Annotated in this window: 18 protein-coding genes; 8 read left to right on the forward strand and 10 right to left on the reverse strand. The window is 35.1% G+C overall.

Features of this window, described 5'->3' with window-relative positions:
• Positions 1-139 precede the first annotated feature (139 nt).
• Both ACXR6G_RS12755 and ACXR6G_RS12760 read left to right on the forward strand, forming a co-directional pair.
• Complete coding sequence (locus ACXR6G_RS12755; protein ID WP_458361817.1) at positions 140-1,318, forward strand: hypothetical protein; 1,179 nt, start codon at positions 140-142, stop codon at positions 1,316-1,318.
• Between the two features lie 87 nt (positions 1,319-1,405).
• Positions 1,406-1,939: an FMN-binding protein gene (locus ACXR6G_RS12760; RefSeq protein ID WP_458361818.1), complete on the forward strand. Its 534-nt coding sequence runs from the start codon at positions 1,406-1,408 to the stop codon at positions 1,937-1,939.
• On the opposite strand, the gene ACXR6G_RS12765 is transcribed toward ACXR6G_RS12760, so the two are convergent.
• The gene (locus tag ACXR6G_RS12765; RefSeq protein ID WP_458361819.1) at positions 1,936-3,993 is read right to left on the reverse strand and encodes a tetratricopeptide repeat protein; all 2,058 of its coding nucleotides are present in this window, start codon (positions 3,991-3,993) and stop codon (positions 1,936-1,938) included. The genes ACXR6G_RS12760 and ACXR6G_RS12765 overlap by 4 nt on opposite strands.
• Positions 3,994-4,597: 604 nt before the next feature.
• On the opposite strand from ACXR6G_RS12765, the gene ACXR6G_RS12770 reads away from it, so the two are divergent.
• On the forward strand, positions 4,598-4,759 hold the full coding sequence (locus tag ACXR6G_RS12770; protein ID WP_458361820.1) for a hypothetical protein: 162 nt from the start codon (positions 4,598-4,600) through the stop codon (positions 4,757-4,759).
• On the opposite strand, the gene ACXR6G_RS12775 is transcribed toward ACXR6G_RS12770, so the two are convergent.
• Positions 4,756-6,882, reverse strand: a complete 2,127-nt coding sequence (locus tag ACXR6G_RS12775) for a tetratricopeptide repeat-containing sensor histidine kinase (protein WP_458361821.1) — start codon at positions 6,880-6,882, stop codon at positions 4,756-4,758. The two genes, ACXR6G_RS12770 and ACXR6G_RS12775, sit on opposite strands and share 4 nt — an antisense overlap.
• 401 nt (positions 6,883-7,283) lie before the next feature.
• Here ACXR6G_RS12775 and ACXR6G_RS12780 point away from each other — a divergent pair, with 401 nt between their 5' ends.
• Positions 7,284-7,598 carry a hypothetical protein gene (locus ACXR6G_RS12780; RefSeq protein ID WP_458361822.1) on the forward strand — a complete coding sequence of 105 codons (315 nt, stop codon included), beginning with the start codon at positions 7,284-7,286 and terminating at the stop codon, positions 7,596-7,598.
• Between the two features lies 1 nt (position 7,599).
• Here ACXR6G_RS12780 and ACXR6G_RS12785 read toward each other — a convergent pair whose 3' ends face one another.
• The 4 genes from ACXR6G_RS12785 to nadB form a co-directional block, all read right to left on the reverse strand.
• Positions 7,600-9,744: a tetratricopeptide repeat-containing sensor histidine kinase gene (locus tag ACXR6G_RS12785; protein WP_458361823.1), complete on the reverse strand. Its 2,145-nt coding sequence runs from the start codon at positions 9,742-9,744 to the stop codon at positions 7,600-7,602.
• A gap of 259 nt (positions 9,745-10,003) precedes the next feature.
• Positions 10,004-10,930: a quinolinate synthase NadA gene (nadA, locus tag ACXR6G_RS12790; protein WP_458361824.1), complete on the reverse strand. Its 927-nt coding sequence runs from the start codon at positions 10,928-10,930 to the stop codon at positions 10,004-10,006.
• 12 nt (positions 10,931-10,942) lie between these two features.
• Entirely contained in the window at positions 10,943-11,794 is an 852-nt protein-coding gene (gene nadC / locus ACXR6G_RS12795) for a carboxylating nicotinate-nucleotide diphosphorylase (RefSeq protein ID WP_458361825.1), read from the reverse strand.
• A 13-nt stretch (positions 11,795-11,807) separates the two neighbouring features.
• Positions 11,808-13,385 carry an L-aspartate oxidase gene (gene nadB / locus ACXR6G_RS12800; RefSeq protein WP_458361826.1) on the reverse strand — a complete coding sequence of 526 codons (1,578 nt, stop codon included), beginning with the start codon at positions 13,383-13,385 and terminating at the stop codon, positions 11,808-11,810.
• A gap of 343 nt (positions 13,386-13,728) precedes the next feature.
• Between nadB and ACXR6G_RS12805 the strand changes: the two genes are divergently transcribed.
• From ACXR6G_RS12805 to ACXR6G_RS12815, 3 genes are all read left to right on the forward strand, one after another.
• Positions 13,729-14,520 (forward strand): sulfite exporter TauE/SafE family protein, encoded by a 792-nt coding sequence (locus ACXR6G_RS12805; RefSeq protein ID WP_458361827.1) that lies wholly within the window; start codon positions 13,729-13,731, stop codon positions 14,518-14,520.
• A 137-nt stretch (positions 14,521-14,657) separates the two neighbouring features.
• Positions 14,658-15,437, forward strand: a complete 780-nt coding sequence (locus tag ACXR6G_RS12810) for an HD domain-containing protein (protein ID WP_458361828.1) — start codon at positions 14,658-14,660, stop codon at positions 15,435-15,437.
• A 133-nt stretch (positions 15,438-15,570) separates the two neighbouring features.
• Complete coding sequence (locus ACXR6G_RS12815) at positions 15,571-15,792, forward strand: (2Fe-2S)-binding protein (RefSeq protein ID WP_458361829.1); 222 nt, start codon at positions 15,571-15,573, stop codon at positions 15,790-15,792.
• A 133-nt stretch (positions 15,793-15,925) separates the two neighbouring features.
• Here the strand turns inward: ACXR6G_RS12815 and trxB are convergent, their stop codons facing one another.
• Positions 15,926-16,921, reverse strand: a complete 996-nt coding sequence (gene trxB, locus ACXR6G_RS12820) for a thioredoxin-disulfide reductase (protein ID WP_458361830.1) — start codon at positions 16,919-16,921, stop codon at positions 15,926-15,928.
• Between the two features lie 443 nt (positions 16,922-17,364).
• Here trxB and ACXR6G_RS12825 point away from each other — a divergent pair, with 443 nt between their 5' ends.
• Positions 17,365-17,781 carry a BT0820 family HAD-type phosphatase gene (locus ACXR6G_RS12825; RefSeq protein ID WP_458361831.1) on the forward strand — a complete coding sequence of 139 codons (417 nt, stop codon included), beginning with the start codon at positions 17,365-17,367 and terminating at the stop codon, positions 17,779-17,781.
• A 293-nt stretch (positions 17,782-18,074) separates the two neighbouring features.
• Here ACXR6G_RS12825 and ACXR6G_RS12830 read toward each other — a convergent pair whose 3' ends face one another.
• The 3 genes from ACXR6G_RS12830 to bglX all read right to left on the reverse strand — a co-directional run bounded on the left by ACXR6G_RS12830 (position 18,075) and on the right by bglX (position 24,290).
• Positions 18,075-19,736 carry a sodium/sugar symporter gene (locus ACXR6G_RS12830; RefSeq protein WP_458361832.1) on the reverse strand — a complete coding sequence of 554 codons (1,662 nt, stop codon included), beginning with the start codon at positions 19,734-19,736 and terminating at the stop codon, positions 18,075-18,077.
• 226 nt (positions 19,737-19,962) lie between these two features.
• Entirely contained in the window at positions 19,963-21,966 is a 2,004-nt protein-coding gene (locus tag ACXR6G_RS12835; RefSeq protein ID WP_458361833.1) for a glycoside hydrolase family 97 protein, read from the reverse strand.
• Positions 21,967-22,019: 53 nt separating this feature from the next.
• Positions 22,020-24,290 carry a beta-glucosidase BglX gene (gene bglX, locus ACXR6G_RS12840; protein WP_458361834.1) on the reverse strand — a complete coding sequence of 757 codons (2,271 nt, stop codon included), beginning with the start codon at positions 24,288-24,290 and terminating at the stop codon, positions 22,020-22,022.
• Positions 24,291-24,336: the final 46 nt, after the last annotated feature.

A 24,336-nucleotide genomic window follows, 5' to 3' on the forward strand; every position in this document is an offset into this window, starting at 1 on the left:
GGCCGTGATTTCGGGATGTTCAAGAAAAATACCTACATGTAGGTATTTCCTCTTATTAAGATTAGATCTAGTTTAGCAGCGTCAAACAAAGCTTAATTTTTGTTTAAAAAAAAGGAATATATCTAAACTACATAAAAAAATGAAAAAAGGATTATTGTTATTGATGGCTGTTGCTTTTGCTTTCGGATTGAAAGCACAAGAAGTAAAGGATGAGTACAAAAGTATTGGTACAACGATTTTAGAAAGAGTTAAAGATGAAAAGTTAACTATTGGCGGTTACGGCGAGATTCACTACAATCAGCAAGTGAGTGGACAAACCCGTTATAATGGTAATATGGATGTTCACCGTATGGTGATGTTCTTTGGATATCAGTTTAATGATAAGACCTCATTCGTTACTGAGCTTGAGTTTGAACACGTAAAAGAAGTTTACGTAGAGCAGGCTTTCATAAATTACAATGTAAGACCAAACACAAGTTTACGTGCAGGTTTAATGTTGGTGCCAATGGGTATTGTAAACGAATATCACGAGCCAACAACTTTCAATGGTGTTGAGCGTCCAAGTGTTGATAAGTATATTGTTCCAACTACATGGAGAGAGATTGGTTTCGGTGTTAATGGTCGATTAGCTAATGCGCCTTTGAAATACCAAATGTATATCATGAATGGTTTCAATGGTTATGACGGATCAAGTAAACTTAGAGCTAAGGATGGCGTACGTAAAGGTCGTCAGAAGGGTGCTGAGTCAACTTTCACTTCTCCTTCATTATCCGCAAAAGTTGATTACTATGGCGTTAAAGGTTTAAATTTAGGTCTTTCTGCTTACTTTGGTAAGACTCAGTCATCTGCTTTCGATGGATTAGATAAAGATGATAGCATTGCTGAAAATTTTGCCGATTCAACTCGTGTTGGTATTAGTATGATCGGTCTGGATTTCCGCTACAGACTTGATGCATTGCGTTTGAAAGGTCAGTATATCCACTCTTTCTTAAATAATGTTGATGAGTATAATAAAGTATCTGATGGTTCTGATTTAGGTAAGCAAATGATGGGTTACTATGTTGAAGCTGGTTATGATTTACTTCACGGTAAAGAGCAATCTTTAATCCCATTTGTACGTTACGAAAACTACAATACGCAACACAAAATGGTTTCAGGTGAAACGGCTAACAAAGCATATGATCGTCAAGACTTATTCGTAGGTTTAAGTTACCATTTAGCAAAGGGTGCTGTTGTTAAATTTGACTATCAGAACTCAAAAGATGGTAATGATGTTAAAACTCACTTCGTAAACTTTGGAGTTGGTGTTTGGTTCTAAAAGAATATTAACTAAGATATCATAATCTTTGATTGCGAAGTAGGTGGTTTTCCATGTGCTTCGCAATCTCTATTTTAAACTTTATTTATGAGAAAGACTGCTATTTTAATTTGTTTGCTGACTTTCAGTCTCTTGCTTAATGCTGCCGATTTTCCTAAATCAATTCAAAAAAAAATTGATAAGACTTTGGTGAAACTTTTCCCAAAAAAGCTTGTTGAGTTAAGAGATATGGATGTTTCGGATACTTTGACCTCATCATATACATCGGTGAAAAATGTTAAGGTTTCGATTTTAAAAACAGCGGAATCAGAATTGGGATATGTTTGTTTTGCTTCTTCAAAAGGGAAAAATGATTACTTCGATTATATGGTGATATTCGATACTGACCTGCTTATTAAGAAGGTTGTTGTCCTTGTTTATCGATCAACTTATGGAGGGGAAATCATGTCTCGTTCTTGGTTGAAACAATTTATAGGAAAGAGTAGAGGAGAATCTTTACAAATAGATAAAGATATTGATAGTATATCAGGCGCAACACTTTCTGCACCTTCAATCACTCTTGGTGTAAAAGATTTAAGTTTGTTGATCGCTGATATTATTAAGCAGCATGAGTCGAATTAAGAATTTTGTAAAGGGATTGTAAACGTGAAATTTGCACCCTTCTTTTCTTCACTATCTATCCAAATGCTTCCTCCGTTTGTCTCCACGAACTCTTTACAAAGAATTAAGCCTAATCCCGTACCTGTTTCATTATTTGTACCTAGGGTTGATGTATTACTTTCAATCTTAAAGAGTTTATCTTGTTGAGCTTGACTAATACCAATGCCATTATCTTGAACAGATAATTGAAGCATCTTACCATCAATTTTAGCAAAGAGATTAATTTCTGATTTAGGATATGAAAATTTGATGGCGTTACTAAGTAAGTTGCGAATAACTGTATTTGTCATGTTGATATCAGCATAAACACGAATGTCTTGTTCAATATGAAAGCTAATCTCGATTGATTTTTCTTTCGCTTTAAGTCTTTGAATTTCTATATTTTCCTCAATCACCTCAGATAGGTTGAAATCTATAGCTAGGTGTTTAATGCTACCAAGTTGAGATTTTGACCATTGCAATAGGTTTTCAAGGAGCGAATTCAAATTACGTGCAGATTGGTTTAAATAGCTATTATATTCTGCAACAGTTTCTATTTCTTTTGATGAAGAGCATTCGTCGTCTATCAAATTTGAAAAGCTAAGAATCGCTCCTAGTGGGGATCGTAAATCGTGTGCAATAATTGAAAAGAATTTATCTTTGGTGCTATTGATTAATCTAAGTTTTTTATTTGATTCTTCCAGTTTAATATTAAAATCTTTAATTGTCTTGTTCGCTCCAGACATTCGACGCATAAGGGCGATGATAAAAATGAGTAACACAATTGAAATTCCAAAGCATATAAAGAGTTGGTTTTTTCTTTGGATTTCTTTTTCAAGATTAAGCTGTGATAATTGATTTTGAGCTTTTAGCAAGTCGTTTTCTTTTTCTTTTTTGTCTATTTCGTACAGCGTCTCCATCTGAATGATTCTTTCAGATTTTTCCTTGCTAATGAATGCTTCTTTTAATGAATCATACTTTTTGAAGGCTTTTTGAGCTAAATCAAATTCTCCTTTAAGAAAATGGTATTCAGTTTTAAATTTAGCTAATTCAACTTTCTTATCAGTTAAATTGAGTTCGTTTGCAATATTTATAGCTTTATTGAGATAATCATCTGATTTTTCAAAATCCTTTAGTTTTGAATAAACTCTTGCTAGATATTCGTAGTTGTATATGAAATCAATTTTCGTATTATTTGCTATAGCTATTTCTAATGATTTATTTAAAAAATCTATGGCTACATTATAATTCGTGAGCTCATAATTTACAGATCCAAGGTTGTGGTATATATCCGCAAAATCTTTTTTGTCGCCACTTTTTTTTCGGTATTCTAAGGCTTTAGCATAATAAGAGAGAGCTTTTTTATTCTGGTATTTAGACTCATGTATTGTTCCTAAATTATTGTAGACTACATATAATCCTTCAATATCATTTTCTTTAATAGCTAAAGTTTCTGACTTTCTCAACATACAAATAGCCATATCCCATTGCTTGTTGTGTAGGTATATGTTTGAGATATGTAACAAAGAACCCGATTTTAGATCTTTAAAATTGTTTGCATCAATGATTGAATCAGATTTTAAGAATGCCTCTAAAGCTTTCTTATAGATTCCTTGATATGTGTATATATATCCTATTTCTACTAAAGAATTGGTTGCATATTTATAAAAATGATATCTGTTGGATACGTCAAAGGAGGTCTCGTATGCTTTTATAGCTTCATCAAATTTAGATAAGTGAAGATAGTTGTCACCTGTTAATAAATGATAACGAGCTCTTAAGAATGGGTATTTACTTATTTTAAGATTTTTAAACGTTAAATTATAGTAGTGATTTGAAGAATCAATTTGACTATTATTCTTGTAAACTTGTCCTAAGTTTTGTTGTGTACTCAACAGCAAGCTATCTTCTGAAATGTTGCTGTAGTGCTTTATAAGCTGATGAGCATAGTAAACACTAGAATCAATATTTGTATATTCATATATATTGAATTGTTCTTGAAGATATATAGAAATAGAATCCTTTTGCTGAGCCATAGAATTAAAGGGCCAACTAAATGATAATAAGTAAAATAGAGATCTAATTATAGTTGTTTTAGACATGTATTAGTCTTGGAATATAGGTACACATTAATTTAATTCTTAATAAAGGTAGTCATTTCTATGTAAAATAAAATGTATGATCAATAGAGATGCTTATAAATTATCTGATGTTTAAAAGGATAAAGCATTTGTGATGACTATAGTAAGTCACTGTTTTTTTTTGTTCTCGATGTGTCTTATGTACAGATAAAGCCTTGTCGTTTTTGACAAGGCTTTGTGTATTTATTTGATTTTTCAAAATCAATTCAAAAAAAAAAGATGTGATTTTGGTGAGATTTCCCCCTGAAAGATCGATGGTTTGATGGATATGGATGTTTCGGATACCTTTATGTATATCATATACATCGGTGAAGAATGTTAAGGTTTCTCTTTTAAAATATCGGATTCAGAATTAGGGTATGTTTGTTTTGCTTTTTCAAAAGGGAAAAATGATTACCTCGATTATATGTTGATATTCGATATATACTTGCTTATTAAGAAAATTGTTGTGCTTGTTTACAGATCAACTTATGGGGGCGAAATCATGTCTCGATCTTGATTGAAACAATTTATAGAAAAAAGCAGAGGAGAGTCTTTACAAATAGATAAAGATATTTATAGTATATCAGGTGCAACACTTTCTGCACCTTCAATTACTCTAGTTGTAAAAGATTTAAGTTTGTTGATTGCTGAAATTGTTAAACAAGAAGAATCGAATTAAGAATTTTGCAAAGGGATTGTAAACGTGAAATTTGCACCCTTCTTTTCTTCACTCTCTATCCAAATGCTTCCTCCGTTTGTTTCCACGAACTCTTTACAAAGAATCAAGCCCAAACCCGTTCCCGTTTCATTATTAGTTCCTAATGTCGACAGATTGCTATCAATTTTAAAGAGTTTGTCTTGTTGCGCTTGACTAATCCCAATGCCTTTATCCTGAACTGATAATTGAAGCATCTTGCCATCAACTTTAGCATAGAGATTAATCTCTGAATTCGCAAATGAAAATTTAATGCCGTTACTAAGTAGGTTACGTATGACTGTATTAATCATGTTTATATCTGCATTAACATGCATGTTTTTATCTACATGAGAGATTATCTCTATGGACTTTTCTTTCGCTTTAAGTCTCTGAATTTTTATATTTTCCTCAATCACTTCTGAAAGGTTAAAAATGATAGCTTCGTATTTTATACTTCCTAGCTGAGATTTAGACCATTGCAATAGATTTTCAAGTAATGAATTCAAATTACGTGAAGATTGGTTTAAATAGGTATTGTATTCTGCAACAGTTTCTATCTCTTTAGATGAAGAGCATTCATCGTCTATCAAATTTGAGAAGCTGAGAATAGCTCCCAAAGGTGAGCGTAAATCATGTGCAATAATTGAAAAGAATTTATCTTTGGTGCTATTGATTAATCTTAGTTTCTCATTTGATTCTTCCAGTTTAATGTTAAATTCCTTAATTGTCTTGTGAGCTCCAGACATTCTTCGCAAAAGGAAGATGATAATAATGAGTATCACAATAGAAATTCCAAAGCCTATAATGAATTGATTTTTTCTTTGAATTTCTTTATCAAGATTAAGTTGTGATAATTGATTTTGAGCTTTTAGTAGGTCGTTTTCTTTTTCTTTTTTGTCTGTTTCATACAGAGTCTGCATTTGAATAATGTTCTCTGATTTTTCGTTTTTTATAAAGAGATCTCGTAGAGAGTCATATTCGAAGAAAGCTTTTTCTGCAAGCTTTAAATCTCCTGTTGCAAAATAATACTCAGTTTTAAATTTGACCAAATTGAGTTCTTTATCTTTCATCTTGATCTCTTTTGCAAGGGTAATCGCATCTGAAAGAAAGATGCTTGCTTTGTTGAATTGTTTAAGCTTTGTATAAACCTTTGCTAGAAACTCATAGTTGTAAATATAATCTATTTTTGACTTTCTTTTTTTAGCAATATCTAAAGACTTCTCTAAATATTCTATTGCTAGATTGTAATTGGCTAAGGAGTAGTGCACTGATCCCAGATTGTGATAGTTTCGACCTAAGCTTGTACTGCGCTGAGTTTGCGATTTTTTATTGATTTCGAGAGCCTTAAGGTAATAGTCAAGTGATTTTTGATATTCCTTTTTTTCTTCATAGGCTGTACCTAAATTATTGTATATTATTGCAGTTTGGGCTTGGCTATCTTTAGTGGATTTTAGTAAGTCATTTAATTTTATTATAGATATATCCCATTGTTTTTTATAGGCATACGTATTAGTTATATTTAAAAGAGTGCTGAATTTAAGATCTTTCAGGTTAAAAGCTTCTACAATGTTATTAGCTTTTAAATACACATCTAATGCTTTAGAGTAGTTTCCTAAGTCTGAATAAATATTCCCTAAGTCGATATAAGAAATAGCTTCATATTTTCGAAGCTTGTTACTTTTAGATAGGTTTAAAGCAATTTTATATTGCTTTTCAGATTTGAATAATTGAGAACGATGTTTGTAGTTATTCGCAATGAATAAATGTGATCGGACTATTAAATAGGGACTATTTGTTGTCCTAGCAAGTTGTAAGGCTTCTTCGTACTGCTGTAATGATGAGTCTAATTTGAAATGTAATTGGTATGCAAAGCCTAGATTTTGTTGTGATGTAATTACAAGACTATCGTTTAAATTTTTATGATAGTGTTTTATAAGTTTTTGGGCAAAGTAGGAGCATGAATCAATATCTGTTTCTTGGTATTTATAGAATTGGGTTTTTAGATAATTCGATATGGAATCATGTGTTTTATCTTCTGTTGAAAAACCAAAGCTGGCTGAACAGAGGAAAAAAATGAGGAATATGGGTGTGGTTAATTTAGACATATATGAGTCTTGGGATATGGTTAATTGGTAAAGTCATGCGTAAAAAACATCATGATGATGATGCATGTTTTTATGCCGACTAAAGATATGATTTTCTATATGAAATAGCTTGTGAAATCAATAAGAATAGTTCTGTATAGTATGGTGTTTAATGAGATTAAGCGTTTTGTTATGACTGAAATATCACTTGCTTTCTGTTCGCGATGTGTTTTTTGCACTATAAAAGCAGCCTTGTTATTTATATCCGATTTCTAACATTCTGTTTATAGAAAGTTGATAAGACTTTGGTGGAACTTCTCACCCAAAAAGGTGGTTGAGTTGAGTTGAGTTGAGTTGAGTTGAGTTGAGTTGAGTTGAGTTGAGTTGAGTTGAGAGATGTGGATGTTTCGCTTTTAAAAACAGTGGAATCAGAATTAGGGTATGTTTGCTTTACTTCTTCAAATGGGAAAAATGATTACTTCGATTATATGGTGATATTTGATACAGACTTACTTATTAAGAAAGTCGTAGTCCTTGTTTACCGATCAATTTATGGGTGCGAAATCATGTATAGTTCTTGCTTGAAACAATTTATAGGAAAAAGCAAAGGAGAGTCTTTTAAAATAGATAAAGATATTGATAGTATATCTGGAGCAATATTTTCTGCACCTTTAATCATTCTAGGTGTAAAAGATCTAAGTTCGTTAATTGCAGAGGTTGATAAACAGTATAAATAAATTAAGAATTGTGTAAGGGGATAGTAAATATAAAATTTGCCCCTTTGCTTTCTTTACTTTCTATCCAGATAGTCCCTCCATTAGTTTCCACAAACTCTTTACAAAGAATTAAACCTAAACCAGTCCCTGTTTCATTATTTGTTCCTAATGTTGAGGTATTGCTTTCAATTTTAAAGAGTTTATTTTGTTGAGATTGACTAATACCTACACCAGAATCTTGAACTGATAATTGAAGCATTTTGCCATCAACTTTAGCAAAGAGATTAATTTCTGATTTAGGGTGTGAAAATTTGATGGCGTTACTAAGAAGGTTGCGAATAACCGTATTCGTCATGTTAATATCTGCATAAACACGAATGTCTTGTTTAATATGAAAGTTAATCTCGATTGATTTTTCTTTCGCTTTAAGTCTTTGGATTTCGATATTTTCCTCAATCACTTCAGACAGGTTGAAATCTACAGCTTGATGTTTTATATTACCAAGTTGAGATTTTGCCCATTGCAATAGGTTTTCAAGAAGTGAATTCAAATTACGTGCAGATTGGTTTAAGTAGGTGTTGTATTCTGCAACAGTTTCTATCTCTTTTGATGAAGAGCATTCGTCGTCTATCAAATTTGAAAAGCTAAGAATAGCTCCCAAAGGTGAGCGTAAGTCGTGAGCAATAATTGAAAAGAATTTATCTTTGGTGCTATTGATTAATCTTAGTTTCTCATTTGAATCTTCCAATTTAATATTAAAGTCCTTAATTGTCTTGTGGGCTCCAGACATTCTTCGCAAAAGGAAGATGATTATAATGAGTATCACAATAGAAATTCCAAAGCCAATAATGAATTGATTTTTTCTTTGAATTTCTTTATCAAGATTAAGCTGTGATAATTGATTTTGAGCTTTTAGTAGGTCGTTTTCTTTTTCTTTTTTATCTGTTTCATACAGCGTCTGCATTTGAATAATCTTCTCCGATTTTTCAGTTTCACTAAAATCATCTCTTAGAGAATCATATTCAGAGAAGGCTTTTTGCGCCAGTACTAATTTTCCTATCTCAAAATAATATTCAGTATGTATTTTTGCTAAATCAACTTTCTTTTTTATCAAGTTTAGTTCCTCAGCCACAGATTTGGCCTTTGAAATAAAATGAGCTGCTTTCTTAAAATCTTTTGTCTTAATGTAAACTTTCGACAGGTATTCGTAATTATAAATGTAATCAACTTTTGAGTTATTTTCTTGTGCGATCGCTAATGATGTGTTTAGGAAGTAAATGGCCTGTTCATAATCACCAAGTCGATAGTTTATAGAGCCCAGGTTGTGATAATTAGATGAAAGTCCCAAAGTTATATCTCCAGATTTTCGTAGTTCTAAGGATTTAAGGTAGTAGATAAGGGCTTTGTTATAGTCATTTAGAGCTTCGTAAACTGTTCCGATATTATTGTTAGCTAACGCTTGTTGGTAGATATTATTATCATTCTTGGCTAATGTCAAGACCTCATTTAGTTTAATAAGTGCGGCTTCCCATTGTTCATCAGCGCTGTATACATTTGCAATATTAATAAGGCTGTTTATCCTTTCGTCATTAATATCGTTTTCTTCAACAATAGTATTGGCATTTAAGAAAGCCTGAAGTGCTTTTTTTAAATAGCCTTGTTCCCTGTAAATATTGCCAAGTTGATTAAATGCGTATATTTTATTATTTACGAATGCTTTATAATTTCGGTTATCAGGTTGTTGAGTTAGTTCTATAGCTGTTTGATAATGACGTTTGGCTTTTTCAAGTTCTGATTGGCTTGAATAGTAAATTCCAATTAATATATGAGCTCTGCTAATAAAATAAGGTTTATCTATTTTTTCTGCGATTTTAAGAGAAGTATTGTAATGATATAATGCAGAGTCTAATTGTTTGTTTGTTCTGAAGAGACTCCCCAAATCTTGTTGAGTTCTTATTAATAGGCTGTCGTTGGAAATTTCTTGTGAGTGCTTTATGAGTCTATGAGCAAAGAACATACTTGAATCGATATTCGTTTTTTCATATTTTTCGAATTGCTGTTGTAAATGATCAGATATGGAATCTGTTGTTTTATTATCTGTTGAAAAGCCAAAGCTGGCTGAACAGAGTATTAAAAGGAGGACTATGGGTGTGGTTAATTTAGACATATTTAAGTCTTCGAATATGGTTAAGTTGGTATAGATATGCACTAAAACCCATCACAATGGAGCTGTTTTTTTATGCCGAATAAAGATATGATTTTCTATATGATATCGCTTGTGAAATCAATAAGAATAGTTCTAAATAGCTTGATGTGGTAAGGGGTTAAGCTTTTATTATGACTGAGATAGATAGGTTAATTATTGTTTTCGATATGTGTTATGTACATAAAAAAAGCCTTGTCGTATTTGACAAGGCTTTTTGTATTTATCCAATCTCTAACATTCTGTTTATAGAGAGTTGAGCTTTTTTTATGATTTCAGGATCTATAACAACCCGATATTGCTCATGAAGCAGCGCTTCGTATAAGCCTTGTAACGTTACTTTTTTCATAGAACTACAGATCACTTTGGGATGTACCAAAATGAACTCTTTATCAGGATTCTCTTTCTGTAGTTGGTGTAAAGTACCTTTTTCAGTTGCGATAATAAATTGTTTCTTATCCGACTCTTTAGCGTGTTTTATAATTCCGGCAGTGGAGTAGAAGAATGTTTTAGGATGAACTAAAATCATATCATCTCCAGAGCAGTTGCTTTCTGGATGAATTAAAATATCTGCTTCAGGGTATTGCTGGTGCATATCTAAAACCATATCAGCAGATATTCTTTCATGAACACAACAGTCACCATCCCATAACTCCATATTAGAACCTGTTTTCTTATTTAAATAAGCACCTAGGTTTTTGTCTGGAGTAAAGAATATTTTTTGATCCTTGCCCAAATGTTCTATTACTTGTAAAGCATTCGATGAAGTACAGCAATAGTCTGTCTCTGCCTTAACTTCGGCAGTTGTATTGACATAGGAAACAACTAAGCCATCAGGATTAGCGTCCTTCCATTTTCTGATATCAGCTCCGGTAATGCTTTCAGCTAATGAGCAACCACAACGCTGAGCAGGAATTAAAACCTTCTTCTCTGGAGATGTAATAGCAGCGGTTTCAGCCATAAAGTGAACACCACAGAATACAATGATATCTGCTGTAGTTTCAGCAGCCTGACGTGCTAAACCTAGTGAATCACCTACGTAATCAGCTAAATCCTGAATTTCTGTATCGGTATAATAGTGTGCAAGAATAACAGCATTCTTCTTCGCTTTCAAGTCTTCAATTTGCTTGATTATTTCTTGTTTTTCCATCTTAATCTTTGATTATAATTGGCAAATATTCTGACTGATATCAAGAGCTATAACTGAATGTGTTAATGCACCTACTGAAATCACATCGATACCCGTTGCTGCAACGCCCTTTAAGCGAGCCATATTCATATTTCCCGAAGCTTCAACAAGGCATCTGCCATCAATTAGTTGTACTGCTTCTGTCATGAGTTCGTTACTCATATTATCTAGCATGATAATGTCAGCACCAGCATTGGCAGCCTGAGCGACCTCGTCAAGAGTTGTTGTTTCTACTTCGATTTTAATATCAGCAGAAATGGCTTCTCGAACCTGATCAACAGCCTTAGCTATTCCACCAGCAATCTTAATGTGATTGTCTTTAATCATAGCAAGGTCGAATAAACCAATACGATGATTGGTACCACCACCCATTTTTACAGCATACTTGTCGAAGGTGCGTAGACCAGGAACCGTTTTACGAGTATCTAAGATTTTAACCTTAGTCCCTTCAACTTCCTTAACGTATTTAGCCGTTTCGCTAGCAATACCTGATAAACGTTGCAGTAAATTAAGAGCTAGGCGTTCTCCTGTTAACAGGGCTCTGAAACTTGCTTCAATTTCAACAATTAAATCTCCTTTTTTTACGCTGTCCCCATCTTTTACAAGAGGCTTCCAAATAAGATTAGAGTCTAATTTTTCAAAAACTTTTCGAGCAATTGGTAAACCTGCAATAACACCATCAGCTTTAGCCGTCATGCTAGCTTTAGCCGTTGTGCTTTCAGGAATTATACTGTTGCTTGTAATGTCGCCACTTCCGATATCTTCGCGAAAGGCGTGATCTATAATGAAATCGACTTCCTCTATGTTTAGTCCGGTTTCTTCCATTTTTATTCTTCTATTATTTGTTTTCGATGGGAACAAAGTACAAGTCTTTGTCCTTTGTTTGTATTGAATGAGCCATATAGGCTTTGTTTTCTTTTTCGAAATCGCTTCTGATATGACCACCACGACTCTCTTCACGTTGAAGTGCAGCGTTAGACATCAGTTCGCAAACTTGTAGTAAGTTTAGCATTCGAGTGCTATAATATTCATTTTCCTCGAAAGGGAAATTTTGCTTAATGCTTTCTAAGCTGTCAATTAAAGTACTTATATCTGCCTGGCAACGAACAATGCCTAATTGGCTATTCATTGCATCAGCAATAAAGTTGACTTGAGTTAGAAACTCAGCTTCTATATCTGCATTATAATGCAATTCCTTTGTTTCAACCTCAGGAGTATCTTTATTTGTAGATTGACTTGTAGCATGTATAATGGCTCGTTTACCAAATACCAAACACTCCAAAAGTGAATTGGATGCTAAACGATTTGCTCCCATTACACCGGAAGAGGCAAGTTCTCCAAAGCTATAAAGATTAGCAATATTAGTTTCACCATTTAGTCCAGTCTTAATTCCTCCGACCATATAATGAGCAGCTGGAGCAATTGGCACTTGAGTGCACATATCGACTCCAAATTCAGCACATCTTTTGTAAAGCGTAGGGAAACGACGTTTTATCTTCTCCGAATCTAGATGATCGAGTTTTAAATATACAAAGTCATCGTTATTCTCTTGCATTTGCTCAAAAATAGAACGGGCAACCACATCACGAGGAGCTAATTCAGCAAGCTCATGTTTGTTGAGCATGAAACGTTCACCTTTTTTATTGAAAAGTTGGGCTCCTTCTCCACGAACGGCTTCACTTATTAAAAAAGTACTGCCATCATTAGAGTAAAAAGCAGAAGGGTGAAATTGGATGAATTCCATATCGGCTAGTTCAACTCCTTCAGCATAAGCTAAAGCAATGCCATCACCAACTGTAGTATCTGGATTGGTTGTTCGTTGATAAATTGCCGAAGCCCCCCCCATGGCTAAAAATGTATGTTTAGCCTTTATTTTAAGATTGGTATGATCATTTGGATTATAGGTGAGAGCACCAAAACATTGTTTCTTTTCACATAGAAGCTTATAAACCATCTGGTTTTCGATGACTTCAATGTTTTTGTTATCAAGTATTTTTTGAGTTAAAAACTGAACCAACTCTTTCCCTGTGGAATCACCACCAGCATGCAAAACACGTCTTCTTAGATGCCCTCCTTCGAGCCCGCGAGATAATTCACCTTCAAGAGTGTCAAACTGCATACCCATATCTATTAGGTCCTTGATTCTTTCAGGCCCTTCATTAACTAGAATGTTAACAGGCGGATAATCGCACAAGCCTCGTCCAGCTTCAAAAGTATCTTTCAAATGTAAATCTGGAGAGTCGTTTGAATCTGTTACAGCAGCAATCCCCCCTTGGGCATAATAGGAATTGCTAACATTAAGTTTAGTCTTAGTTACGAGAACAACACGTCCCAAGTCAGCTGCATAACTGGCTGCATATAGTCCAGCTAATCCGCTACCAATAATCAAAAAATCAAACTCTTTTTCTGTAAACATTTTTTTTGGAAATCGTTTTTTATTCCTATCGAACGAAGACTTTTAATCTTGCTGCGAAAATAGGACTTTTTAACGGTTTAGTTCACACAAAAATAAGCTAAAATTAAGATTGAAGCTTGTTTTACCCACAAAAAATGGGTTGGAATGTGGTATTTCAATCGTTTAAGTTTGTTACGATTTAGTGTAATGTCATTTATTAATTGAAGGGATACTGTCTCTTGATTTTCTTTTGAATTGCTCTGATGATTTAAAAATCAGTCTAATTTGTGTTATAAAAACTATAAATTCACAGGTCGTATAAATAGTCATAAGAGCTATACAATTAATGTGCTAAATCACGATTATGTCTGAAATTATACTGTATCTAAAAGAATTAGACATCTACTCTTTGCCTATAATAGCTTTGTTGATTACTGCTGGTTTTATGGTAGGATTTGTTAACACACTAGCAGGGAGTGGGACGGTTATATCCTATTCTTTATTTATGTTTTTGGGTTTATCGGCACCCTTTGCCAACGGAACAATTCGTTTAGGGGTTATCATGCAGACTTTATCTGCGAGTTTAAATTTCAAACGGCAAGGTGCTTTAGAAATTAGAAGAGGTTTGTTTCTAGCCTTGCCAACTGTTTTGGGTTCTATTTTAGGAGCTCAAATCGCTGTTAATATTAATAAGGATGTCTTTGAAATTGTTATTGGAGTTGTGATGCTGATCATGGGTGTCTTTATTTTTTTTAAACCTCAAAGATGGCTCAAAGGTGTTGAAGGGCTTCAGAAAAAACGCTTGGGCCCAAAATCCTTTCTTCTTTTCTTTCTAATAGGAATATATGGTGGCTTCATCCATATTGGTGTTGGTATTTTTCTTTTAGCGGCCTTGGTTTTACAAGGCGGCTATGATTTGGTCAAAGCTAATGCTCTAAAAGTGTTCATTGTGTTTCTATACAGTCCTTTTGCCTTATTGGTGTATATGCTTAATGGGCAGGTGCATTATAGTATGGGGCTGATTGCTGCCATCGGTAATATTATAGGAGGAGTTGTCGCCTCGCAATTTGCTTTAAGTTGGGGTGCAAATTTTGTTAGATGGCTATTAATCCTGATTGTTGTGTTGTTTTCTCTTCATGTTTTCGATTTTTTTTAGTTTGTAATTTGCTTGTAACTAATGGCTTGTTGCTTATTTTTTTATGCTGAGATGAAATTTGCAAGTACATGGTCAAAATCCTTTTGCAATTTGAGGAAAAGATGTAGTTTTGCAGGAATTATCAAATTAAACTTACAGTGATAGAAGAATCCTACAATAAGATTAGAACTTGGTACGATGCTTACGTTTTAGAATTTTCAAGCGAAGATCCTGAAATTCAGATTAATATTGATCTATTGAAAGAACATGCTTCTTGGGTTATAGAGAATGTTAATGAGTTGGCTTTGAGCGTAAATCTTGATGAATCAAATTTATTTCTGCTTCAAACAGCAGCTCTCTTACATGATATTGGACGATTTGAGCAGTTGGTGAAGCATGGCACTTATGCTGATAATGAATTATCAAATCATATTAAGATTGGTTTGAGTGTGATTGAAGAGCATGAGGTGTTAATGAGCTTGGAGGAAGAGGAAAGACAGTTGGTGATTGATTGCGTGAGCATGCATGATTTAAGCGAATTGCCAAAAATCTCTGATGAGCAATCACTTGCCATGATTGATCTGCTTCGTGATGCGGATAGAATTGATGTGTTGCGAATCGTTTCTGATTATTACACCCATAAAAAGGTGCATCCTAATAGACATTTAGATATGGAGCTTAAGGATATGCCTGCTATTGCTAAGAAAATTGGCAAAGCAATTATGGCTGAGAAAGTGGCAATACGAGAAGATGTTGAGACGCTTAATGATTTGAAATTATATCAAATGTCATGGGTCTTTGATATGAAACATAAGAGAAGTTTTAAAATGGTGAGCGAGAAAAGCTATATAAAAGCCATATTCGAAACATTACCTAAAAATGACAATGTTATTGATATGTATCGGAATATGAAGATTTTTATGGAAAATCAATTGTAAAACTCAATCAATACATCAATAATATTTATGTAGACTCGTTACAAATAGCGAGTCTTTTTTTATATCTTTGTTTCAGTAAGAAAAGCCAAAGAGCTTTAAACAAAAGTGTAATTATTGAAAATAGAAATATAGGATGAGAGATATTGTTTGTAATTGTCAGATGGTTGACAGAGAGACTATCGATAAGGCTATTCACGAAAAGCATGCAACGACTATCGAGGAAATTCGTCGATACACAGGTGCTAATACGGGATGTGGTAAATGTATGAGTTATATCAACTCAATTTTAGATTCAGAAGTTCCTAAAGTAGCCCCTAAAAAGGCTGCGAGTACAAGCAAGTTTAAGTTGTGGTAAACTAAACTCTATAATATTATACGAAACGCTCTTTATTGAAAAGGGCGTTTTTTTTTGATTCCAACTTTGATTTCTGAAAACAAAAACGCCACCCATAATAGGTGGCGTTTTGATTTATTATTTTGAAGACGTATTACTCGCGTTCAGCAAGAAATTTTTCAGCATCCATTGCAGCCATACAACCTGAACCTGCAGAAGTAACTGCCTGACGGTATACAGAGTCTTTAAGGTCGCCACAAGCAAATACACCAGGAACGTTAGTTCGAGTTGAATCTGGTTCAGTAATCACATAACCACTCTCATCAGTTGTAATAAACTGCTTGAAGAAGTCTGAGTTTGGTGTGTGACCAATAGCTAAGAAGAAACCATCTACTTTGATTGTAACTTCTTGCTCATCTTCGTGACCTAAACGTTTGATTAAAGTAGCGCCTTGAACAACACCATCACCAGTGATCTCTTTTGTATTGTGCTCATAAAGAACTTCGATATTCTCAGTACGGTTCACACGATCTTGCATAGCTTTAGATGCACGTAAGAAAGGCTTACGAACAATTAAATAGACTTTATTACAAAGACCAGCTAAGTAAGTTGCTTCTTCGGCAGCAGTGTCACCACCACCAACAACAGCGACATCCATACCACGGTAAAAGAAACCATCGCAAGTTGCACAAGCAGAAACACCTGATCCAGCATATTTGGTCTCTGACTCAATACCCAAGTATTTTGCAGTAGCACCTGTTCCTAAAATAACAGACTCAGCTTCGATAGTTTTGTTGCCATCAACTACAACTTTGTGTGGGTGTGATGAGAAATCAACAGAAGTAACAAGTCCCCAACGGCAATCTGTACCAAAACGTTCAGCTTGTTTCTTAAGATCAGCCATCATTTCAGTACCGGTAACACCATCAGCGTATCCAGGAAAGTTATCAATTTCAGTTGTTGTGGTTAACTGTCCACCAGGTTGCAATCCTTCAATAACAACTGGGCTAAGATTAGCACGAGCAGCATAGATAGCAGCAGTATAGCCAGCTGGACCTGAACCAACAATTAGACATTTTACTCTTTCAATATCACCTTCAGGTGTAGTCGATTTTTTTTCCTCTAAGTTCATAGGCTTAAAAAGATCCATTTTATGTTTTTTTGTTCTTATTCTAAATAGTTTTGAATGAGCAAATCTATAAAATATCTATTTAAGTTCAGTCTTTCAGTGTCTTAAAAAACGTTACTTATCAATAAGATGTGTACTGGAATCTGTAAATGAAGCTTATTTAGAATGGAATGTAATTCGAAAACTTAATTTAAGTCGTTTTTTACATGCTGCTAATATACTCATGTTGGGAAAGTTCGTTGAGTTATTATTGAATAAAGAGTTCCTTTTTCTTTGATAAATATGGATATATTTTTTTTTGACTGGATGCTTTTTTTAGAATCAGAAATTGTATTTAGGAGTGATAGTTGAATTAAAATCATTGTTGCTAGAAAGAATAAGGTATGATTTATAAAAAATGTGCAGTTTTTGCTATTATGTCGTATGCTTTTGATAATTTAAGGCAATAAACCAATTAGTTAGACATGATTATAGCAGTTGATTTTGACGGTACAATCGTAGAACATCGATATCCTGATTTGGGAAAAGAGATTCCTTTTGCCATTGAAAGTTTAAAATTGATAAAAGAACAAGGTCATCAGCTGATTTTGTGGACTTACCGTGCTGGAAAAGAACTGGATGATGCCATTGGATTTTGTAGAGAGAATGGGCTTGAATTTTATGCTGTAAATAAAAATTACCCAGAAGAAGTTTTTGATGACAGCATAAGCAGAAAAATTAATGCGGATATTTATATCGATGATAGAAATTTGGGCGGACTACCCAATTGGAAAGCCATTTATTATCAGATAATAGGAGAGGAGTATCATGCTCACCCTTCTTTTGAACAGAGAAACAAAAAAGGCTTAACTAAGTTCTTTAAGAAATATTTTTCCAAATAAAACAAGTAGATTTTATCAGTTGAATTAAGTCATCCCTTGCGATGGCTTTTTATTTTTAATCAAGTTTACAGATCTTAATCGTTCTTTCATTTTGAGTATTTGATATTTTTAGTCGTGTATGCTTGCTTTTGTCTTGATGAGGTACACACGAAATAAGGCTGATTCTTAAAAGAATCAGCCTTATTTATTATATAGAAATTGGATGAGTTAATATGAGTGAGAATCAGAAATAGCTAGCCATAATTATTTCTTACCTCTCAACATAGTGAAAACTGATCCAATCTTTATGTCATTTACCAGAACAGAGCATATAAGGCCACCAATACAATAATAATTGAGTAGGCTATAATATTAAATGTTTTACCCGTTTTAAAGGTCTCTCTACTAATTTCAATCCCTTTAGCATCATCAGCACCCTTGTTTTGCTTATAACTTAGGACTACAATGAATAGCATTGAAATCAGGAAAGTCAGTCCCATTTGATCAAGGAAAGGCAGATTTGGGAAGAAGCCTTCAATGGCTGTTCCTTCAACCCAGCCCTTAGGACCAAATTTAAAGAATAGAGCCACAGGAATCGACATTAATGCACCCCAAATCGCAGCTTTATTGGTTGCTTTCTTCCAGAATAGGCCCAGAATGAAAACAGCAAGGATACCAGGACTAACCATACCTGTATATTCCTGAATGTATTGGAAGGCTTGATCTAATCCGCTAAGGAAAGGCGCAATCAAACAAGCTATAAGCAATGCACCGGCTGCAGAAAGTCTACCCACATTAACAGTCCTTCTATCCGAAGCCTTTGGATCGAAATAGGGTTTGTAGATATCCATTGTGAAAATGGTAGAGGTCGAGTTCAACATAGATGCCAATGAAGATACGATGGCTGCTGCCAAGGCGGCAAATGCAATACCCTTAAATCCATTAGGCAAAAATTGCAAGAGCCATGGGTAGGCTTTGTCAGCAGCCTCCATTGTTGGTACATTATTTTGAGCTGCATCACCCAAACGAGCCATAATTGAAGGATCGTTCACCATCACATAAGCTGCAATACCAGGAATCACAACGATTAATGGAATAATCAGTTTTAATATACCAGCAAATACAATCCCTCTTTGCGATTCCTTTAAGGATTTGGCAGCAAGAGTTCTTTGAATGATGTATTGATTGAAACCCCAGTAATAAAGGTTTGCCACCCACATACCACCAATCAAAACACCAATACCCGGAAGGTTCACATATTGAGCATGTGCCTTATCTAAAATCATATGAAAACTATCTGGTGCTGCTTTATAAATATGCTGGAAACCCGCCCAAACACCTTCTCCTCCTGAAACATGGTTCAGTGCTAAATAAGTGGTCGCCAAACCGCCAAGGGTTAAAAAAACAACTTGAATCACATCAGTCCAGGCCACTGCGGACAAGCCCCCATAAAGAGAATAACTGGCAGCAAAAAGGGCCAAACCTAAAATACTATAAATCATGGGAATTCCCATAATGGTTTCCATAGCCAGAGCACCCAGATATAGCACTGAAGTCAGATTCACAAAAATGTACAGACCTAACCAAAACACAGCCAAAATTGTTTTCAGATTCGTTGAATAACGTTTTTCGACAAACTCAGGAATGGTATAGAGTCCCTTTTCGATAAAAATTGGTAGAAAATATTTTCCTACAATAATCAGGGTAATCGCTGCCATCCACTCGTAGGAAGCAATAGCTAAGCCGATAGCAAAACCCGAACCCGACATGCCAATAAATTGTTCTGCCGATATATTTGCTGCAATCAGCGAGGCACCAATGGCCCACCATGGCAAAGACTTACTTGCCAGGAAATAGTCGTCGGCATTTTTTTGATGCCCTTTCTTATCGCGAGACACCCATAAGCCAACGCCTAATATTACGATTCCATAGATGATGAAAATCGCGTAATCTAAAAATGAAAATGTATTATTCATACTTTCTTATTTTGAACTTTAAATTAGATGTGAGATTTCAGATCAGAGAAAGAAATTAACGGTCTATAAAATGAAAAACCTGAAGTGCTTATCGTTCTAGGTTTTCCCTGTTCTATTACATTGATTTCAATGTCTGGTTTAATTTTTAATGGACTATTTTATAATAATTACTGATCTCAATTTGTGTCATAAGGATTAAGCACACACTTTATTAATACTAAAACGATTACTCTTCTATTGGTGTCAATTCGATAGCCTGACCGCCACCAGCTGCCAAATGCATTTTTAATATAGATTGTGAATCAACTTCCATTTCTGAAATGGTGTAGGGATAGGGGTTTCTTTCCCAATCAGTTTGAGCTGTATCTGCGTATATTTTTGCAAGATATTTTCTGTTAGGATCCAAAAAGCTTAGAGGCAGGCTTAAATCTCTTTCTTTTTCGTTGGTAATACTTCCCAGAAACCAGCGTTCTCCTTTTCGTTCTTTACGAGCCATTGTAATATATTGACCAATTTCGCCGTTTAGTGCGATGGATTGTTCCCAGTCTACAGCCACACTTTTAATAAAATCGAATGCGGGATGATTTGCGTAGTTTTCCTGTAGATCAGCAGCCATTTGAACAGGACTGTAAATAACCACATATAAGGCCAACTGCTTTGCCAAAGTGGTGTTGACTCTTTTATCCTTTATGCCATATTTTTCGTAAGTAAGGCTGAAAATACCAGGTGTGAAATCCATAGGACCTGCTAACATCCTTGTAAAAGGAAGGATAGTGGTATGAGCAGGCGTATTATTTATCGAAGACCAAGGTGCATTAAATTCCTGCCCTAGAGCGCCTTCACGTGAAAGAAAGTTAGGGTAAGTACGTCGCAGTCCGGTTGGCTTAATCGGTTCGTGAGCCACGATGCTGATGCCTCGTTCTGCCGCTTTTTCTACCACTTTCTGAAAATGCTTGATCATCCATTGACCATGGTGGTATTGTCCGTTTTTAATGGGGCCTACATAGCCCGTTTTAATTGCGGGAATACCATAGTGTTGATAAAAATTTAGTGCTGAATCCAATTGTGTTTCATAGAGTTCTACATTGCCTGAAGTTTCGTGATGCCCAATTAAAGCAACGTTCTTTTCTTGACTGTATTTGGTGATTTTTTCCATATCAAAATCTGGATACGGCTTTTTAAAATCCCATTCGCCAAATTTCTTCCAATCATAGTTCCATCCTTCAACAAGAACTCCATCGAAATGATGATCTGATGCAAAGTCGATCAAATCCATTGTATTTTGAGTGGTAGCACCATGCTTTGGTCCGGTAAACCATGTTTGTTGTCCCAAATGCATACCCCACCAGATACCCATATATTTCATCGGTTTAATCCATCTTGTATTTTTGATTTTACAAGGCTCGTTAAGATTGAGGATTAGTCGTGAATTGATAAGGTCTTTTGCCTCTTTACCCACTTGTATGCTTCGCCAAGGTGTTTTTATGGTTTTGTTGGCTCTTACTTTGATTCCATCAGGCCAGGGTACTAAGTTGCACTCCAGTGAAAGTTTTTGCTGGGTGTTTTTCTTTAGTGTCATTGAAGCATAATCGACTAAAGCAGCTTCGTGAATACTCATATAAACGCCTTTTGGACTGATCATCGTAAAAGGAGTTTGAACTGAATCTATTTCGCTGATTAGGTTCGACTGGTAAGGTTTTTCGTAACTGTCATAGTCTACAGGGAACCACCACGATTTATTGTCAGAGGCGAGGTTAAATTGTGTTTTTTCATCAATTAACAATAGACTGTCAATATTTTGTTGCTCGGGTAATATGTATCGAAAGCCAATCCCATCGTTAAAAACACGGAATTCCATCTCTAATTTCAGATTTGGACTTTGTGTTTGTTCAAAGTTTAGCTTTATATTATTAGACTTTTCCTTAATGAATTGATCTTCTCCCCAGACAGTTTCCCAAAGGGTATCGGCCTGACTGGTTTTAATGCTTTTTAATTTGAAATTCTTGCTTGCATCAAGTTGGGCGAATTGCAAGCCTAGTTTGGAATTTTGGATAAGGGTATCCTCACCAAGCGTCAGGTTGTAATAGGGTATCCCGTTTTCCTGACCAATTGTAACACTTATGTTCTCATCAGGTGATTTAACGGTTGTTGTTTGAGAAGTACATCCACTGCCAAATAAAGCCAGTAGGGGAGCAAGATAAAAGAATCGTAGTCGTTTTAAAATCTTCATGGATGCTTGTTTTAAATAAAAATAGGGAGAATTGCTTCCCCCTATCATTTTGTTTATTTCTCCGCAAGGGGAGCGGTTTGCGTTAAAGTAAAGTGGGTTTCTTTAAGATCATCAGAATTGGTTCCGATGAAGAGTTTGAAATCTCCGGCCTCAACGCCGTAGCTCATATCTTTACGATAGAAAGCAAGATCGTCGGCTGAAATTTTGAATTCCAGATCAACAGATTCACCTTTAGCGATGAACACTTTTTTAAAGTGTTTTAATTCTTTTACTGGACGTGTTACACTTCCTACCAGATCTTGAATATATAGCTGTACAATTTCTTCACCATCAAAATTTCCTGTGTTTTTCACATTGATTCTAGCAGTAATATAATCGTTAACACCCATTTCACGAGTATCAAGTTTAATGTCAGAATATTCAAAAGTGGTATAGCTTAAACCAAATCCAAATGGATATAGAGGTGTGTTTGGGCTATCTAAATATTTAGATGTAAACTTCTGGTTTGGATTCATTGGACGACCCGTATGTTTCATGTTATAATAGATTGGAATTTGCCCCACACTTCTTGGGAATGTTACCGTTAGTTTTGCTGATGGGTTATAGTCACCAAACAAAACATCAGCGATAGCAGGACCTGCTTGTACGCCTAAGTGCCATGCTTCTAAAATTGCAGGAACATTTGCAGCTTCCCAGTCGATTGTTAAAGGACGACCGTTCATCATCACCATGATAACAGGTTTACCTGTTTCAACAATTGCTTGAACCAACTCTGGCTGAACACCAGGTAGTTCCAATTCTGTACGACTAGCAGCTTCTCCACTCCAATCGTGAGGTTCGCCTACAAATAAAACAACAGCATCAGCTTGATTTGCTGTAGCTATGGCTTCAGCGAATCCTGATTTATCATCTCCAAATAGTTGACTTCCTTCAGCGTAAAGAATCTCTGTTTTTTTAGAAACAGCCTTTTCAATACCTTCCATTACAGTTACAGCTTTTTCCCATTTACCAGCACCAGACCAAGTTCCTACTAAATCTCTGCGATTTTTAACGTAAGGTCCAATCAATGCTAATTTCTTGATATTCTTTTTCAAAGGAAGTATTTGATTGTCGTTTTTCAACAATACAATGCTTCGTTTGGCAAGCTCACGAGAAGCTTTGATGAATTCTGGTTTCATCAAAGTTTTTTTAGCTCTTTTTACATCGCTGTATCTGTAAGGATCTTCGAATAAACCTAAGCGATATTTCATTTTTAGAATCTGAATAACTGCTGTGTTGATACGAGATTCCAATACCTTACCTTCTTTAACCGATTGTGGTAAGAAATCATTGAAAATACCAGATTGCATATCCATATCTACACCCGCATTGATAGCAACTTCACCAGCTTCTTTCGCATCTTTCACGTTGCCATGTTCGGTCATTTCCATGATAGATGTGTAATCAGTCACAACAAAACCATCAAAACCCCATTGCTTTCTTAAAACGTCATCCAATAAGTACTCATTACCGGTACAAGGCGTTCCATCCAACTCATTAAAAGATGTCATGAATGTTGCCACACCTGCATTTAAGGCCGCCTTAAAAGGTGGCATATAAGTGTTCCACAATTCTCGGTTAGAAACGTCAACAGTATGGTAGTCACGACCCGCTTGAGCAACTCCGTAAGCGGCATAGTGTTTAGCACAGGCTAGCATTGTATTATCAAGACTTAGATCATCACCCTGAAAACCGTGAACACGAGCTTTGGCAATTTCACAACCTAAGAATACATCTTCTCCAGCACCTTCAGCAATACGTCCCCAACGAGGATCTCTAGCGATGTCAACCATTGGAGCAAATGTCCAGTGAAGGCCTTCAGAAGTGGCTTCTATTGCCGCAATTCGGGCACTTTTTTCAATCCAGTCTAAATCCCAAGAACAAGATTCTGCTAATGGAATAGGGAAGGTTGTCCAGTGACCATGAATCACATCATATCCAAAAAGCAAAGGAATACCAAGACGAGTATTCTCCATGTTTTCTTTTTGCATGCGATAAGTGAAATCTGCACTGTATGCATTAAATATGGCACCTACTTTTCCTTTCATCACATCTTCAACATAGTTGTTGTTAGTGACAGGGCCTGTAATATCCCAGCTGCTTGAAAACAGAGTGAGTTGTCCCAGTTTTTCTTCCAGTGTCATCAGGTTCAATAGTGAATCAACAAAGGATTCCATTTTTGCCTCTTTTTCCCAGGGAGTCGCTTTCTTGTTGCCTTTCCCGAAAGAAGACAATGCTCCGCACATCACTAATCCTACTACAAGTAATACAGATTTAAATCGCATCTAGTTTAATTGTTTTATTGGTTATTTTCATGTTTGAATAAAACGG

Source organism: Ancylomarina sp. YFZ004, from assembly GCF_054254355.1.

Coding starts and splice junctions, on each gene's coding strand:
- ACXR6G_RS12755 (WP_458361817.1), top strand. CDS start 140: ATGAAAAAAGGATTATTGTTATTGATGGCTGTTGCTTTTGCTTTCGGA.
- ACXR6G_RS12760 (WP_458361818.1), top strand. CDS start 1,406: ATGAGAAAGACTGCTATTTTAATTTGTTTGCTGACTTTCAGTCTCTTG.
- ACXR6G_RS12765 (WP_458361819.1), bottom strand. CDS start 3,993: ATGGCTCAGCAAAAGGATTCTATTTCTATATATCTTCAAGAACAATTC.
- ACXR6G_RS12775 (WP_458361821.1), bottom strand. CDS start 6,882: ATGTCTAAATTAACCACACCCATATTCCTCATTTTTTTCCTCTGTTCA.
- ACXR6G_RS12785 (WP_458361823.1), bottom strand. CDS start 9,744: ATGTCTAAATTAACCACACCCATAGTCCTCCTTTTAATACTCTGTTCA.
- nadA (WP_458361824.1), bottom strand. CDS start 10,930: ATGGAAAAACAAGAAATAATCAAGCAAATTGAAGACTTGAAAGCGAAG.
- nadC (WP_458361825.1), bottom strand. CDS start 11,794: ATGGAAGAAACCGGACTAAACATAGAGGAAGTCGATTTCATTATAGAT.
- nadB (WP_458361826.1), bottom strand. CDS start 13,385: ATGTTTACAGAAAAAGAGTTTGATTTTTTGATTATTGGTAGCGGATTA.
- ACXR6G_RS12805 (WP_458361827.1), top strand. CDS start 13,729: ATGTCTGAAATTATACTGTATCTAAAAGAATTAGACATCTACTCTTTG.
- ACXR6G_RS12815 (WP_458361829.1), top strand. CDS start 15,571: ATGAGAGATATTGTTTGTAATTGTCAGATGGTTGACAGAGAGACTATC.
- trxB (WP_458361830.1), bottom strand. CDS start 16,921: ATGGATCTTTTTAAGCCTATGAACTTAGAGGAAAAAAAATCGACTACA.
- ACXR6G_RS12825 (WP_458361831.1), top strand. CDS start 17,365: ATGATTATAGCAGTTGATTTTGACGGTACAATCGTAGAACATCGATAT.
- ACXR6G_RS12830 (WP_458361832.1), bottom strand. CDS start 19,736: ATGAATAATACATTTTCATTTTTAGATTACGCGATTTTCATCATCTAT.
- ACXR6G_RS12835 (WP_458361833.1), bottom strand. CDS start 21,966: ATGAAGATTTTAAAACGACTACGATTCTTTTATCTTGCTCCCCTACTG.
- bglX (WP_458361834.1), bottom strand. CDS start 24,290: ATGCGATTTAAATCTGTATTACTTGTAGTAGGATTAGTGATGTGCGGA.